This window comes from Aliamphritea hakodatensis (genome assembly GCF_024347195.1).
Classification (GTDB): domain Bacteria; phylum Pseudomonadota; class Gammaproteobacteria; order Pseudomonadales; family Balneatricaceae; genus Amphritea; species Amphritea hakodatensis.
In genome coordinates, this window is sequence record NZ_AP025281.1 from 3,722,744 (window position 1) to 3,738,558 (window position 15,815).

The window sequence follows — 15,815 nt, forward strand, 5'->3', positions numbered from 1 at the left end:
TTCTGCCTCACAGGTACGCGTCCCCTTGATGGTTAAAAGCCATGCTTAATGAGACAGACGGGCCGATATAACATCTGCGCACTCCCCGGATATCCAAAGCGTCGGATAACCGAACTTTCAGAGGAAAACCGGAAGGCGGGAATACACCTTGTATCATACCGGTGATGGGTGGATGGAACGGTCGTCACGATGAATGTGCAAAGTAACCGGCCGCTTCTGTTCAGGGCCTTTGATGCGACAGCCATTACCTGAATCACAACCGTCATCCGTTGCTCATCCCTGAGCGGTGGGGTTTATTCCTTCAGTAAATACTCACTGACATCGACGGTCACCACATAACGCAGAGTCATCCAGACGTACACCAGCATTCCCACTGTCATGCCAATTAAGGCCTGGGCAATGTCTGCCAGCAGTACGCTGAATACAGTACAGCCAATGCAGATCACGGTATTCAGCAGGATACGCAAACGCCAGGGTGGAAAGCCAACCCAGTAGGGAATCTGCTTACCCAGATAAAACAAAGACAACCCGCTGATCGCAAACAAGCTGAAAGTGGCGCGGTCCAGATCATTCAGAATTGCATGCTGAATCAGGTTCGCCAGAATCAGTAACCCGGTACACAGGAGTAAGTGCGAATAAATCAGCACATTACCGGACACCAGTCGCCGGGCGCGTTCCAGCATGGGAAAACTGTCAAAGTAGATCCACCAGACAGCCCCCAGCAACACAAAGCTGACCGCCGCACTGAAGATTCCCCGGCTGTCACCTGTCGCCTCAGGCAAGCTGGCCACCATCACAATGACTGACTCACCCAGAATAATGATCGACAGTAAGCCCATGCGCTCTACAAAGTGGCGCAAATCAGTTTTGCTGTGGCGTTTATTGCTTTTGCGGATCCACAGCTGCCCCAGCATATCCAGTAAGATACCGCCGTAAAACAGCAGATATTTGTAATTATCCGGCAACCAGACAGCACTCAGGCTAATCATCGCGCCTACCGTGATCATGCCAGCCTTGGGCAAAATAATTGCCCGGTGATGTGGCTGACCGGAGGCCAGCTCAAGCAGGTATAGCCCGGCAATAAACAGCCGGATAACAAAATACACCAGCACAAACCACACAAAGTCACCGGCCAGCACCTTCTTACTGAAGATTGATAGCACCACGATGCAGGCCATAATCAGCAACGTAATCACCCGGTGCTGCCGGTCATCCCTGTCGTAAATATTGGCAAACAGGGTATGCCCCATCCAGATCCACCAGACGGGGATAAACACCAGCGCAAACTTCAGCAACTGCTCCAGGCTGATATGCCCTTCGTGAGTATACGCCAGATCATGGGCAACAACCCCCAGCACCGCGACAAAGACCAGGTCGAAAAACAGCTCCAGCCAGGTTGCATGGCGATGCTGCCGGTCATATAAATACTGCAACATAATCAACTCCCCCGTTTACAGACTGAACAGAACATCCGTACGGATGATGTACTTAACACCCTTGAGAATCGGCTCAGAACTGTGCAGGCAATGGAGCGGATGAGTACCGTGCGGGAAACACAGCACACCGCCACGGGGAGTACGGACATCCACCAAATGCGCATCACTGGCATTCGTTGCCGGTAACCTGGGGTTGTTCTTATCCACCCAAAACTGAGTGCTGCCACCCAGGAAATCATCGCTTAGCAGAATCAAAAACGTCATCCGGCTCCAGCGATCAGGGTAAGCATTGGTGATTAATTCCCGGTCAACAATCCGGCTGCCGGGCCAGTCGCCGTCAATATGCGGGCGGAAGAAATCATCCTGCTGATACCGGTAGAAACGAAACCGGGCATTCAGCCCCAGCGCTTCGCGGTCATCATAAATCGCTTCCGGGGGGAACAGTGATTTTACCCGTTGCCAGATCAGTTCCTCAGTGGCGGTATCCACCACCCAGGTAACATTGTCGTTATGCCGCACCCGACGTGGCAGCGACACGGGGGCATCCGGCAGATATTCCAGTTGCTCGGTCAGCTCAATGAACCGCTGGCATTCTTCGGCAGAAAACACATTCAGCAGCTGGAAACCGCCAGGCACTGCCGCCAGATCTTTGCGGATAACATCTCCCTGATAATTGTTGTCCAACGCCAGCGGGTTTAACGACTCATTGCCCCAGGTCGGTAACGACGGATTCTCCGCCCCCGGTTCCCGGGCCACCACATAAAACCCGGCCGTTACCTGGCCGCTGCTGTCTGTTGCAGTATCATTCATAACATACTCCACTGCGCCACCCTTGTGTGGCGCGATTAACCGTCCCTGTGTTCAGAGACTCATTACCCGCAGCTGCGCAAACTGACGATGCCCGGCTGCTGAACCATGAAAACCAAAACCGCTTTGCTTGGCTCCAACCCAGGGGCTGTCACCGCCGGCACCCACCCCCTGATTAACCGCCACCATGCCCGCCTGCAAACGGCTGGCAACAGCAGCGGCGTCTTCCCCGCCAAACACCACAGCACCAAGGCCATAGTCACTGGCATTCGCTCTGGCCACGGCGTCATCAAGATCATTGAACCGGCTGATGGCCACCACCGGCCCGAACGTCTCTTCCTGCTCGGTGAGCATTTGCGGGGTGATATCCGCCAGCACGGTTGGAGGGATAAAAGGCCCTGCCGGAGCCGTTTCACCCAATAACAGGCGCGCCCCCTTCTCTACTGCATCACTGATATGTTCAGTAATCTTCTGATGCTGACGGCTGTTAATAATCGGCCCGATATTCACCCTTGGGGTATTCCACTGCCCAACACTGTACTGCCGGGCAATAGCAACCACCTGCTGCTCGAAGGTTTCAGCAACACGGCTATCCACATAGATCCGTTCGGTTGAGGTACACATCTGACCGGCATTTTCGAAACTGCTGGCAACCGCAAACCGGGCCGCTGACTGCAGATCGGCATCATTCAGAACCAGCATCGGATCATTACCGCCCAGCTCCATCACCAGCCGGGTCAGACGCTTAGCAGCACTCTGCATGATCTCCTTACCCGCCCGCCGTGAACCGGTAAAAGCAACAATATCAATGTCACTGTCCACCAGCATCCGGCCCACCTCAGCGTCACCGTGGATAATCTGCAACACATTGTCTGGCAATACCTGATTAAGGATTTGCACCACATGATCCGCGATCAAAGGGGTTTCTTCAGACGGTTTAAAGATCACCACATTCCCCGCCACCAGTGCGGGAACCATCAGATTAACCGCCATCGCCAACGGGTAATTCCAGGGTGAAATTACGCCACAGACCCCCAGCGGCTGATACTCAACACGTTCCCGGGCGCTGACCGGCTCTGGCTGCAACGCCTGCCGGGCATTACCGGCAATCACCCCTGCACCGTAAACCGCGCCTTTAACTTCCCCCATAGAACGGCGGAGATCTTTACCCATCTCACGGCTCAGCAGACGCGCCAGGTTATCACTGTACCCATCCACCAATCCGAAAGCCTCCCGGATCAGTGCAACCCGGTTGTCCATCGGCATTGCCTGCCAACCAATACTCGCCTGACGGGCCTGCTTAAGCACCCGCTGGTAATCACCCGCATCAGTCACCGGGACTTCCCCCAGAACAGAATCATCACCCGGGTTATAGGAAACTAAAACTTTCATACAAAACTCCTGCGAATAAAAAAGCCTTCCCTGGCAAAGGGAACACAGCCGTCATTTCTGACGTTAATCCTGCTGATACAGGGAATAATCCGTATAGCCCCTGTCAGTGCCGCCGTACATGGTGGCCGGGTCAACCTGATTTAAGCTCCAGCCGTTGCGGATTCTTTCCGGCAGATCCGGATTCGCGATGAACGGACGGCCAAAGCCGAAAATATCCCCGTAACCTTTACTCAGTACCCGGCGGGCTTTTTCCGCGCTGTACTTACCGGCATACATAATCGTGCCAGAAAAGTTCTCCCGTACCGCGGCATAGAAATCTTCCGGCAGATCCGGCGCGTTATCCCAGTCAGCCTCTGCCAGTGATAAATACGCAATGCCCGCCCGGTTCAGTAAACGAACCGCTTCCAGATACGTGGTATGCGGATCGCTTTCCACCAGTCCCAGATACACCCGGTCTTCATCGGTACTTTCAAACAGGGGCGCAAAACGAACACCCAGGCGCTGTGGCCCTACCACTTCCGCCACGGCCGCCACCACTTCACGCAGGAAACGCAGGCGGTTTTCCAGGCTGCCACCATACTCATCCGTCCGCTGATTAGTATGTTCAGAAATGAACTGGTTGATCAGATAGCCGTTGGCACAGTGCAGCTCAACCCCGTCAAACCCGGCTTCCAGAGCATTGCGGGCGGCCTGTGCATACAACTGCACCAGCGCTTTAACTTCAGCGGTGGTCAGCGCCCGCGGTTCACTCGGATCTGCCAAAGCACCTTCGCCTGGCCCCGTCTCGATGAATACCTTCACCGCATCCGCGCGGATTGCAGAAGGCGCGACCGGTGCACCGCCATCCGGCTGCAGCGTCTCATGAGACACCCGGCCCACATGCCATAACTGCGCAAAAATAATGCCGCCCTTGTCATGCACCGCCCGGGTAACATGCTTCCAGCCTTCGACCTGTTCGGCAGAATGAATACCCGGCGTCCAGGCATACCCCTGCCCACGGGGTTCGATTTGTGTCCCTTCGGTGACCATAAAACCGGCCCCGGTGCGCTGGCCGTAATACTCCGCCATCAGAGGGTTAGCAATATTGCCCGGCTGGCTGCTGCGGGAACGGGTCAGAGGCGGCAGCACAATGCGGTTTTTAAGGGTATAAGGGCCCAGCGTCACCGCGCTGAATAATGTTTTTTCCTGCATGTTGAAATCACTTCGTTGCAGGCCTGCGCGCAATGCGCAGGCCGGATTAATAGAAAATTGAATAAAGATCAGAAGAGGCCGTAACCGCCTTCGTTAAGGCTGATGAAGATGTTCTTCTTCTCAGAATAGGCATCCAGCATCTCTTTATGGGTTTCACGGCCAATACCGGACTTCTTATACCCGCCGAACGGTGCATGAGCGGGCAGCTCGTGGTAGGTATTCACCCACATACGGCCGGTTTCAACCGCCCGGGCCACGCGGATGGCACGGTTAATATCCTGCGTCCAGACACCGCCTGCCAGGCCGTAGTCAGAATCATTCGCCAGCCCAATCACTTCCTCTTCAGAAGAGAACGGAATCACCACAACAACCGGCCCGAAGATCTCCTGCTGGGCAATCTCCATGGAATTGTTTGCATGGGTGATAATGGTCGGTTCAATGAAGTAGCCATTTTCCAGACCGGGTTTCAGTAAACGGTTACCGCCGGTGAGAATCTGCGCGCCTTCTTTCTTCGCAATGTCGATATAGCCCAGAATACGGTTCATCTGTGCTTCGCTGGCCTGGCTGCCCATCTGGGTCGCAAAATCCATCGGGTCACCCACCTGCACCGACTCAAAGCGGGTTTTCAGCTCTGCTAAGAACTTGTCATAAATATCTTCATGCACAAACAGACGGGCACCGGATTCACAAACCTGCCCCTGGTTCAGCAGAATTGACAGCGCCGCCCCTTCCATTGCTTTATCCCAGTTGGCGTCCGGGAAGATGATATTGGCAGACTTACCGCCCAGCTCCAGCGTAGCCGGAATCAGCTTTTCAGCCGCCGCACGGGCAACGTTGTAGCCAATCCCCGTAGAACCGGTGAACGCCAGCTTGGCAATACGCGGGTGATCCAGCAGCGCCTGACCGGCTTCCGGACCAACCCCGGTAATCACGTTAACCGTACCGGCCGGCAATACCTGATCCAGAATTTTGGTCAGTTCAAGCAGCGTGGTAGAGGTCATTTCAGACGGCTTAATCACCACCGCATTACCTGCCGCAATGGCCGGCGCAATCTTCCAGGCCGCCATCATGATCGGGTAATTCCATGGAATCACCTGACCAACAACCCCCATCGGCTCGCTGAACACCAGGCTCATTGTCTGATCATCAATCATCACCGCCTCATCGCTCCGAGCGCGAATAACGCCGGCAAAGTAGCGGAAGTGATCAATTGCCAGCGGCACATCAATCAGTGAGGTTTCGCGAATCGGTTTACCGGTTTCCAGCGCTTCCAGCCACGCAAACTTTTCTTTTTCGGCCTCCATCAGATCCGCAATTTTCAAAAGGGCATTCTGGCGCTCAACCGGTGACGTCTTACGCCACAGAGCAAACCCTTTCTCCGCCGCGCTGACGGCCGCCTCAACATCTTCAGCGTTCGCAAGCGGGATCTGGCTAAGCACATCACCGGTTGCCGGGTTTTCACTGGGCATGGTGCGCCCGCTGGCACTGTCTACCCACTGGCCGCCGATATAAAGCTGATATTTCGCCTGGGGCCGTACATTCTGTAATGGGGTAACTGGCTGGTTCATGATTTTCTCCTGATAAAAACGGGAACAAGGCTGGTAAAAATCCGGTAATCAACTGACGCAATCCGTTTTTTTAAAAGCCGCTAACTCAATCAGGATTCAATGGTATTTATTCAGTGATACAATTAAAAACAAGGTTTAATTGTTAGTGATACAATCTTTAATGATGATGTTTTTTTGAACTTGTATCCCCTTTGTAAAACGGCAGGCAATACGACGATGAGCGAAATTAACAAGATTGATATCAAGCAGTTACGGATCATTCAGGGGCTGTTACAGGAAAGGAATCTGTCGCGGGTTGCCGCTCAGATGGGCCTGACCCAGCAAGCCATCAGCGAACAGCTGCGTAAATTGCGGATCATTTTTAACGACCACTTGTTCGTCAGAAGCAGTAGCGGTGTGGTCCCCACGTCACTGGCAGAAGAGATGGAAGACAAGATCAACACCATCCTCAATGAAGTGGAAGGTCTGTTTTCTGATAAGAACTTCAGTGCGGAAAAACTCAGCGGCACCTTCATCATCAGTGCCACCGATTATGCAATCAAAGCCGTGCTGCCCTCGCTCACATCCGCCATCCGCTCAGCGGCACCCAACCTGAAACTCATCATCCGGGACTTCGAATCAGACAACCTCTATAACCTGCTCGCATCATCTGAAATAGACCTGGCCCTGACATTCTCAGCCTTCGTACCCGACAAATGCCACTCGCTGTTACTGTTCCGGGAACAGCATATCTGCGTTGCATCCCGGCATTCACCGTTAATCGGTAAGCCACTGCAACTCAGTGATATTGCCAGCCAGCCGCAACTGATCGTCTCCCCTTCGCGGGCCAACCTGAAAGGCTCCCACGACAACTGGTTTGCCCAGCAGGGGCTCAAACGAAACATTGTTATGTCGGTGCCAAGCTTTGCGGCAGCAGCCGATATTATTGAACAGTCTGACACGGTTGCCTTTCTGCCCTCACGGCTGCTGCCTAATGATAAAGTGGCACCGCTGCAGCTAGACATTGCCCCGCCAAGCTTTGAAGTCATCGCCGCCTGGCACAGCCGCTCTAACCACAGCCCCGTGCATAAATGGATTATCGAATTACTGAAGAGCCAGGTCACACCGCATAATCAGCTGGATACAGACATCCCGCCAACTCAGCCGAATAGCGTATAACCCAAAACGCGGGGGCGGAGAACAGGCAAGAAAAAGACCTGCTCTCTGGTTTTATAATTTGTACGGGATGGGATCTGGCTGATGGCTAAGCCACGCCAGTTCAAAAAAGTGATCGGAACAGAAGCCACTGTAAAATGACGGCTCTGCCCGATGCAGACATAGCGACGAGTTACTCACAGGACAATCAGCCACAGAACTTTAAACAGTTTAGTGATGCTCTGCGCCAAAAAATCGTTCGATAACAGGCTTAAAAAGCAAGGTCTTCTACAATCTCCATATTTGGAATCTTCATTAACATTTCTGGAGCCATTATGATTTTAGATTCACGGTTGCCTCCACCGATAATGACTTGCTCACACTGCATGACACGGGAATCGATCCATACCGGAATGCTCTCTGGCAAGCCAAAAGGAGTAACTCCACCAAGCTCCATGCCCGTTAATTCCCGTGTTTGATCAGGACTTGCGAAAGATATACGCGAAACACCTAATTTTTTTCTGGCCGCTTTATTTACATCCAACCGGGTTGTCGCCAGAACCAGGCATGCCGCATACTTTTTTTCACCCTTTTTAGATGCAACCAATAATAGATTGGCAGATTCATTCACTGAATATCCATAGTGTTCACAAAACACTTTAGTATCTGACAATTCAGATTTACATTTAATAATCTCACAATCAATTCCAAGGCTATCTAAGACCTTATGCGTTTTTAAATCTGTAGAATTATTCAAAGCCAAAGTATCCTTTAATTACGTTGAAGCGTTATATCGAAAACAGAAAAACATAGCGTTTTATCTTTTTACTTTATACAAACCAGGATTATTGCTGAAAAACTATTTTTAGACGTTCTTTAATTTTGTTATGGCTGCTTACCATAAAAATACCGACCATCACCATGATCGCGCCAAAAATAAACCCTTCCTCAAGTGGCTCATCCAGCAGCCAGACACTGAGCAGGACACCAAATAACGGCGTCATAAACGTAAAGACCCCTATCTGTGAAGCTGAATATCGACGTAGCAACCAAAACCATACGAGCAAGCTTCCAAACGTAACAACTACGCCCTGAAACGCCAGGTTAGAGACGACAGCGGTTGTGAGGGTATATTCAGTTTGCCCTGTCACAATTGCGGCAAAAAGCACAGCGATAAAACACACAACCAGTTGGTAGAAAAGAGTCTGGCTTGAAGAGGCTTTCGCAAGGCTAGAGCTACGGATCAATACGGTTGTCAGAGCCCATGAAATGGCCGCAAGCAAAGCCAGAATATCACCCCAAAACATGTTTGCCGCCGACGGCACAACTTCTTGAGAATCACGCCAGAGAAAAGCCACACTTAAGCCGATAAATGCAGTGATTATTCCTAACCACTGTAATGGTTTAAGGCGTTCAGAAGTAATTTTAAAATGTAAAATTAACGCTACAAATATTGGCGCACTGTAAAGAAAAACAATCATATGTGAAGCGGTTGTATGTCTAAGCCCCTCGCCAACAAAAAAGAACTCAAGTGCGAATAATACCCCAGCAATTAACCCCGGCTTCCAAGTATCACGGCTAATTAAATCATCCTTTCGGTAAACCATAACAACGGCCAGTAATAATGCCGCAATGCCTGACCTCAGAGCTATTTGCAAAACTGGCGACATATCTGTTGAAACAGCTTTTAGAAAAACTTGCTGTATTCCCCAGATTAAACTTATCAGAGTAACTAATCCAATCGCTACCCCATCAATATCTTTGCGTGAATCCATAACGTACTCTTTAATTTAACGAGACACTTATAGCCCTTTAATCAAAAACTATGAGTGTGAAGAAACAGAAATATCTCAATTTCAGAAAGGATACAGCCAATTATTTATAGGCTTTCCTTCAGAGGCTAAGATATATTTCATATAAGAATACGTTGTCTATAACTATACATATAGCTAGAATCAGACAAGATATAGTTAGGATCTGCCAGATAATGCCAAAAAAGCCTTTTACCCATACCCCGATCAAGCTGGAAGCGCTACCGAACTCAATTTACTATCAGTTACGTTCATTGCCTGAACATACGATCTACCCTGCACATGAGCATCCCTGGGGAGAGTTTGTTTTTTCATTTAGCGGCGTCTTAGAGATGCAAGCAGAAGGCAAAGAATTTCGTATACCGCCGAGTTTTGGTTTATGGCACCCTCCTGGTTCTGAACATCATGGTGGAAATCGTCACGCCTCCATTCATTGTTCTCTTTACATCGATCAAGCACTCGCTACCGAACGTGGTATGCCCGATAAAACCTGTGCTTTATTGGTTAACCCAATGCTTAAAGCAATATTGAACCACCTTCGGCTAAATCCACCGCAGATTCCCTATACAAAGGAAGAAAATAAACTATTAGACGTCGTACTGGATCAACTGGTTGTTACCCCGATTGCGGGTAGCTACCTCCCTGACTCCAAGGACCCTTTGCTCGCAAAAGTGTTAGCCTATCTAAAGGAAAACCCCGGCAGTAACCGTCCTCTGTCAGAGTTAGCTGAACTGTTCGGAGCCTCAGAGCGAACCTTAGCCCGCAAAGCACAAAAAGATTTAGGTATAGCTATAAGTGAATGGCGCCAACGCATGAAAGTAATGCATTCCCTTCCCATGCTACAAGAAGGCCATAGCGTAGAAAGTATTGCTCTGGAGCTGGGGTATAGCTCTGCGTCTGCTTTTATCGCTATGTTCCGACGCTTACTTGATACAACACCAGATGAATATCGGAAAAGCCAAAGTTAAATAGCGGATCTATTACATGCCTGTTTCTGGCACTTAATTTTCACCATAAGCAATGTCCACTTTGTGCCAGAATCAACTATCGGTAGCCACGCTATGATTAGGTTCCTGACGACCCAACGCAGGCACCTGTCTCGCCCCCGAACGTTGGCCGAATAATGAATATTACGCAACAGAGACCTTAATAGAGTGTTCACCTGAGCTGGCAGAGACGTAAACAGTTAGCACCATACGATCACTGCCCAGGCATTATGCAGGTTCCAACCGCTTATCAGGTAATGCAGAAGTTGCTGATTTTCAGGAAAGATGAGAGCAGAATAACGATCTTACGGATACAGATGCGGGCCAGGTTTCTCCTTTTATCGGCCTTGCTCAATTGGCATAAAACAAAACCTGCCCTCGTCAGCGACTCAGACTCAGAAAGTTCTTTAAACCCTGAGCAAATAAAACCCGCCCCAGATATACACCAACGCCAGCGCTAACAAACGAAAATCCGGCTTAGACGAAGCAGAATCAGGCGCTTTCTGCTCCGGCTTTAACAACCATTCAGCACCGTTACGCCAACCGTGCTTACCCAGCATCAGATCAAAAACCTGCTTACATCCCATGTATAACGGCAACGGCGAAACATACACGTGAAAAGTAAGATCACTCTGAGTGAACACCGTGTACGCAAATATCACCAAAAACAATCCAGCAGTGCTGAGAATCCCCACAAGAGCAGCCACTTTCACCGGATCGGCCTGACCACTGCTCACCGTAAGAAACAGCTCAACCAGCCACAGACGAATACGATTTATCATACTGTAAGGCATCCGGGCAGATGGTTATTCAGTGTTTTTTCACTGGAGACAGAAGAAAGGAGAAGCATTCAGAAGCCTTAGAAACTGGAGAGAAAAAAAGAGATTTTACCTATCAATAGACAGAATGGCTGCAGTTATGAAGAAGCAATTTTAAAACTTCAAGATTCACACCCCTTGCCAAGCAGCTCACCACAGCGGCTGCTCAGAAGCCTTCGCCCTCACCGCATTCAAAGCCTCACATACACGGCACATTTCTAAAGGATCCGGGCCAAGTTTTTCATTTTGCTGGTCTTACTAAATTGGCAATAAACAAGGCCTGATCCCGTCACCTATGACCCCGTCACCTAATGCATGCACGACACATCTCTAGCAGTTACTGGGTCAGATCTTTCATTTTGATGGTCTTACTAAACTGGCCAAAAACAAGACCAGCCCCCGTGAGTACATAAAGATGGTATCTCTTGAATATAGCAGGCTGAGTGGCAAAGCGACTTAGGGCAGAACTTATCTTTTAGAAGTTCTCTTTAGTTATAATGACATAAAGGTACAAGACAAAACCTTCCCTCATTACTCTGCTCCCCCTACTAAAAAAACTATTCAGCTGTACTATTAAACGTTTGCTCTTCTAGCTTTTCACTTAACAATGCACCTAACTCACCGGTTAGCTCGTTTCCTTCTGCGTCCAAGAGCTTATATCGTGTCAGGCTTTTTCCTAGAGATGTGCTCCCTTCAATTCCACAAATTAACGAATGCGTTGCTTCGCTAACTGCCAACTGGATTAGATCTAACACTTTTTCTCGCTGCTCAAAACTAAGTCCTATTCTGTCCAACTCAAAACCAAGATATGTAGGACCTTCTGCTCCCTTGCTATAAAGGGACACTAGGGACTCCATTGAATCGGCTACGTTCTCTATAAAATCTTTTGCTGACATATAATCTCTTATCTATCCTTCGTATCGTCCTGCTTATTTATTGCTTGTAGCTTTACCAGCTCCCAAGCCACCAAAAAATGCCAATAAAGCAATAACCATCTTTTCAGCCATTGATTCATTACCCTGACTGACAGCATAAGCTGCTAGTAAAAGCACAAAAAACGCCACTCCAAAAAGAGCTAAGATTGCTTTATTTGCAACACCGGCAATAATTCCAGCTCGTTTAGTTGCTTCTTGCTCCGAAACTTCCTGAGCTTTGGCAAATGGAGTTACGACTCCCTGAAGCAAAGCAGTGATAGCTTCTAATTCAGAAGCAGACTGTTCTTTCGTGATTACCTCACCCTGCTTCGCTTCAACTTCATTTAGTTCTGTATTTTCACTCACATTAAATCCTTATAATTTCCTTGAGTTTTGAATCTTCTTGTTTCAAAGAAAAACTATCCAACTAGACAAATATATTTTATAGAACTTTTACACTTACTTAAATCCAAATTTCTGAAGTCAGGATAACAATTTTAACCAGTGCTCTACCTACCCTCACATGGCCCCATTTACATGAGTCAATTTATCAATCCCCTTCTGACAGTTTATCTACAACTAGGCTTTCCAACTATCAGCAATGCCAGCAATTAAATCATTTTTTAGTTTGCCTAAAGGCTCATCACCTGGCCTATCAATAACTAATACTTCCATGAATTTTTTTTGTAAACTAGCACTATCCTCATCACCAACCAAAGCCGCTATAGATTCAATAGCCTTTACAGGATATCGCTTAACCATATTTAAAATTCTTTCAACTTCTTTATAATGATTAGAATAATATCCAATTAAGTATTCTTGTTCATTACTTGTACGTGCAAGCTTATAGGTCTTAAGAGATTCTGCTAGTCTATTATTATCTAAGCATTCTTTTGTAAGGGTTAATTTGTCATTTAATGTCGCTGTATTATTCAATAAAAAGTTTGTTATATCACCTTCAGAAACAGTTTTAAAAACAACACTATCGCTTACATCATCTCCCATGATGTTTGGATGCAGGTGCGAAAACATAAATACACCAGCCCTCCCCTCTAACACAGAAGTATCAGATTTTGCATGGTTACAAGTATGACAAACAGGAATAAGGTTATAAAGAGAAACTGCAAAAAATGGAAATACTGATTTTGGAAGAAAATGATCTAGCTCTGGTCGTCCCTTGCCGAGCTCATTATCTTCGATAGAGTGAGTAAACCCTCTATTACAATAAGGACAGACAGTATTAACAATAGATTTAACTAGACCATAAGCGCCCCATCCAGTATAGTTAGATATAAATTTTGAATAATCAAAAATATTTTTACAATTATCAATAAAATCCTTATATGTTTTAAAAACCCCAAATACAGAAAGTAGAATCTTAATACTTCCATTAGGATTAAATATATTTTTAATTTTTGTACTTAGGTACTTACCATTTTGACTAGCTGCGAGCGTTTCAATTTCATCCTGAATACCAAGCTGAGCCAAGTAGGATCTCAATTCTAAATCCACCGTTTTAGAAGATTGCTTCCCTAATAGTTTTTTAATCTCGCTAAACTCTAAGGTATTTGGCCATTGAAAAGACAGCCGAAAGTCAGTTAACACCCCAGCTCTTACAACAGGCTCAAAACCAGGAAAGTCTGTGCGAGTAAGTATTTCAAAAATTAGAGGATAATGCTGAATCGAACTTTTTAATACCTGGTAATAGCTATTAACGATATCTAGCTGTTCAGCCGGCGAACATAAAAAAATTTTTTCACCAATCCCGTGCAACCAACTCAGGTAAGGATTGACAGGTGATGGGAGGCTCTGACTAAAAAAGTTAATATTATCCTTGCACCAAGTAGCATGTAGATTTTCAGTTTCAGGTCTATCCAGATAATGTAAACTAAACATCATTAGTTTCCCTACGATAATGAGCAGACAACTGTCTTAATTGATTCGTTAACTCAGGATTATCTCTACTTGCAATGGCTAAATGAGCAAAGAGCTCATCTTCATTTGAGTGCTTGGCCAGAACCTTATTAAGCCGTTTACGCAACTCGCTTCTTAATAATTGATCTGATACTTGGTTAATAACTATCTCAGCTGAAAAACACCTTTCTTCGATGGTATTACCAAGTTGAGATTGGGCCTTTGGCTCATTAATAAAATCTACAACCTCTTTAATTCTAATTCTAGATGCCTCACCAATTGTATACTTCAGAAAAAAACTATCAGATAGTAGCTCATGAATATTAGCTGCGAAGCAATTTTCTAATGGTGAACCCCCACCTAACATCAATGCCTTACCACTCAACATATCTGATAAAACAAATGGACTATGAGATGATATGAGCACTTGTGGACGAATGCCAACCTGAGAAAAAAGCGCAACTAAAATTGAAATCAACTTTCTCTGCCATTCTGGGTGAAATGAGTTTTCTGGTTCATCCAAAAGAATTAAACAATCACTGCCCTTGGCTTTAATTTCTACAAGTGCAGACTTCAACTCATTTATAAAATGTACCGCACTAATTTCTCCAGAACTTAAACCATCAATTTTTAAAGGAATACCTGTACCTATAAAGCTATGATGTCCAGTTCCTAATTTGATCCGTTCATCAGAGCAGAAAAAGTCAAACAGCGTAAAGGATAATGGATTTTTTACCGAAGCCGATAGATAGCAACCATTAACAAGATTATTAAAAAGTTTAAATTCCTCTAGTTGATAGTTTACAGTTTGTAAGTGCAGCCTAAAATTCTCTATATACGAACCATACGAGTATCGCTCAAGACGCTTATCAATTTCTGCTGAATATTTAGTAAAAGGACTTTCCGCGCCAAGAACAACAGAAGTCAATATTAGCGCATGAAGATGTGATTCATCTTTTTCTGCAGATCCTTGTAGAGCATGCCAGATACTTAGGACAAGATGTACAACTTTATACTGCAGTAATCCGGGTTCATCAGACTCAATAAACCGTTCAAATTCCTGATATAGTTCATACGTCCATGTTTTTTTTCTCATCCTAGTAAAAGGTTCGTGAAGCATTTCAAATTCAAAATACTTCTTCTTAACCTCACGATAAAGAATGACAAGCTGACCATAAGGGTTAGAAGCAATCTTCTCAAACACACCAAGAGTCTCAAGAGACAATATATTTTCAACAAAACGTCTCGCAAGTGCTCCATCACTAGTCCCTGCTATTAACTTCTGAAATGGATTAGAAGTAATTTTTTTTAAATTTTTGATGCTTGCAGTTGATGAACCCGCAGCTAAATCATTTAGCGGGTGGTACAGAATTGTACTATTATTTATAGACATCTGAGCTTCATTGATATGACGAATAAAACTAAGCTTTAAGCCACTGTCGTTTTTCTTTTGGTAAACTGAAGACAAAGTAAGTAAATATAAATTTTTCTCTCCGTTACTTTCACCTTCCAAAATAACAAAATTTTTATCAGTATCTTCAGATATATTCTCTGGAAAACAGCCCTGGATATTTACGTAGCTAATAAGTTCAAAGATATTAGACTTACCAGTACCATTCTCACCTACAATGGCAGAGAATTGATCTAACAGAGCTAACGGATTACTTCGGTTATCACGAAGATTTCCAAAATCAGTCTTTACTACTTGAATTTGTCGATCTTGATTATCATGAACGACCCGATAATCCAGTGTGAAATACAGCTCTCGCCGCTGGACATTTTTATAACTCTCAATCCACAAGTACACTAATCTCATTGCTGAAACATCATCCATAACACATAAA

The 15,815-nt window shown here is 46.5% G+C and carries 14 protein-coding genes; 2 read left to right on the plus strand and 12 right to left on the minus strand.

Features of this window, described 5'->3' with window-relative positions:
- Positions 1-293: 293 nt before the first annotated feature.
- The 5 genes from PCI15_RS17010 to PCI15_RS17030 form a co-directional block, all read right to left on the minus strand.
- A complete protein-coding gene (locus tag PCI15_RS17010; RefSeq protein WP_271271126.1) occupies positions 294-1,436 on the minus strand; it encodes a low temperature requirement protein A in 1,143 nt (380 codons plus the stop codon).
- A 15-nt stretch (positions 1,437-1,451) separates the two neighbouring features.
- Complete coding sequence (locus tag PCI15_RS17015; RefSeq protein ID WP_271271127.1) at positions 1,452-2,246, minus strand: prolyl hydroxylase family protein; 795 nt, start codon at positions 2,244-2,246, stop codon at positions 1,452-1,454.
- 51 nt (positions 2,247-2,297) lie between these two features.
- Positions 2,298-3,635: an aldehyde dehydrogenase family protein gene (locus PCI15_RS17020; RefSeq protein WP_271271128.1), complete on the minus strand. Its 1,338-nt coding sequence runs from the start codon at positions 3,633-3,635 to the stop codon at positions 2,298-2,300.
- A 63-nt stretch (positions 3,636-3,698) separates the two neighbouring features.
- The gene (locus PCI15_RS17025; protein WP_271271129.1) at positions 3,699-4,826 is read right to left on the minus strand and encodes an alkene reductase; all 1,128 of its coding nucleotides are present in this window, start codon (positions 4,824-4,826) and stop codon (positions 3,699-3,701) included.
- A 68-nt stretch (positions 4,827-4,894) separates the two neighbouring features.
- Positions 4,895-6,394 (minus strand): aldehyde dehydrogenase family protein, encoded by a 1,500-nt coding sequence (locus tag PCI15_RS17030; RefSeq protein ID WP_271271130.1) that lies wholly within the window; start codon positions 6,392-6,394, stop codon positions 4,895-4,897.
- 216 nt (positions 6,395-6,610) lie between these two features.
- Here PCI15_RS17030 and PCI15_RS17035 point away from each other — a divergent pair, with 216 nt between their 5' ends.
- Positions 6,611-7,552 (plus strand): LysR family transcriptional regulator, encoded by a 942-nt coding sequence (locus PCI15_RS17035; RefSeq protein WP_271271131.1) that lies wholly within the window; start codon positions 6,611-6,613, stop codon positions 7,550-7,552.
- A gap of 247 nt (positions 7,553-7,799) precedes the next feature.
- Here the strand turns inward: PCI15_RS17035 and PCI15_RS17040 are convergent, their stop codons facing one another.
- Positions 7,800-8,285 (minus strand): YbaK/EbsC family protein, encoded by a 486-nt coding sequence (locus tag PCI15_RS17040; protein ID WP_271271132.1) that lies wholly within the window; start codon positions 8,283-8,285, stop codon positions 7,800-7,802.
- Between the two features lie 88 nt (positions 8,286-8,373).
- Positions 8,374-9,303, minus strand: coding sequence for a DMT family transporter (locus PCI15_RS17045; RefSeq protein WP_271271133.1), 930 nt, complete (start codon positions 9,301-9,303; stop codon positions 8,374-8,376).
- Positions 9,304-9,515: 212 nt separating this feature from the next.
- Here PCI15_RS17045 and PCI15_RS17050 point away from each other — a divergent pair, with 212 nt between their 5' ends.
- A complete protein-coding gene (locus PCI15_RS17050; RefSeq protein ID WP_271271134.1) occupies positions 9,516-10,307 on the plus strand; it encodes an AraC family transcriptional regulator in 792 nt (263 codons plus the stop codon).
- A 425-nt stretch (positions 10,308-10,732) separates the two neighbouring features.
- On the opposite strand, the gene PCI15_RS17055 is transcribed toward PCI15_RS17050, so the two are convergent.
- From PCI15_RS17055 to PCI15_RS17075, 5 genes are all read right to left on the minus strand, one after another.
- Positions 10,733-11,107: a hypothetical protein gene (locus tag PCI15_RS17055; protein WP_271271135.1), complete on the minus strand. Its 375-nt coding sequence runs from the start codon at positions 11,105-11,107 to the stop codon at positions 10,733-10,735.
- 593 nt (positions 11,108-11,700) lie between these two features.
- Positions 11,701-12,039 carry a hypothetical protein gene (locus PCI15_RS17060; protein ID WP_271271136.1) on the minus strand — a complete coding sequence of 113 codons (339 nt, stop codon included), beginning with the start codon at positions 12,037-12,039 and terminating at the stop codon, positions 11,701-11,703.
- A 33-nt stretch (positions 12,040-12,072) separates the two neighbouring features.
- On the minus strand, positions 12,073-12,423 hold the full coding sequence (locus PCI15_RS17065; RefSeq protein WP_271271137.1) for a hypothetical protein: 351 nt from the start codon (positions 12,421-12,423) through the stop codon (positions 12,073-12,075).
- A gap of 213 nt (positions 12,424-12,636) precedes the next feature.
- A complete protein-coding gene (locus PCI15_RS17070; protein ID WP_271271138.1) occupies positions 12,637-13,956 on the minus strand; it encodes an HNH endonuclease family protein in 1,320 nt (439 codons plus the stop codon).
- The gene (locus tag PCI15_RS17075) at positions 13,946-15,805 is read right to left on the minus strand and encodes an AAA family ATPase (RefSeq protein WP_271271139.1); all 1,860 of its coding nucleotides are present in this window, start codon (positions 15,803-15,805) and stop codon (positions 13,946-13,948) included. The genes PCI15_RS17070 and PCI15_RS17075 overlap by 11 nt, the downstream gene beginning before the upstream one ends.
- Between the last annotated feature and the right edge of the window lie 10 nt (positions 15,806-15,815).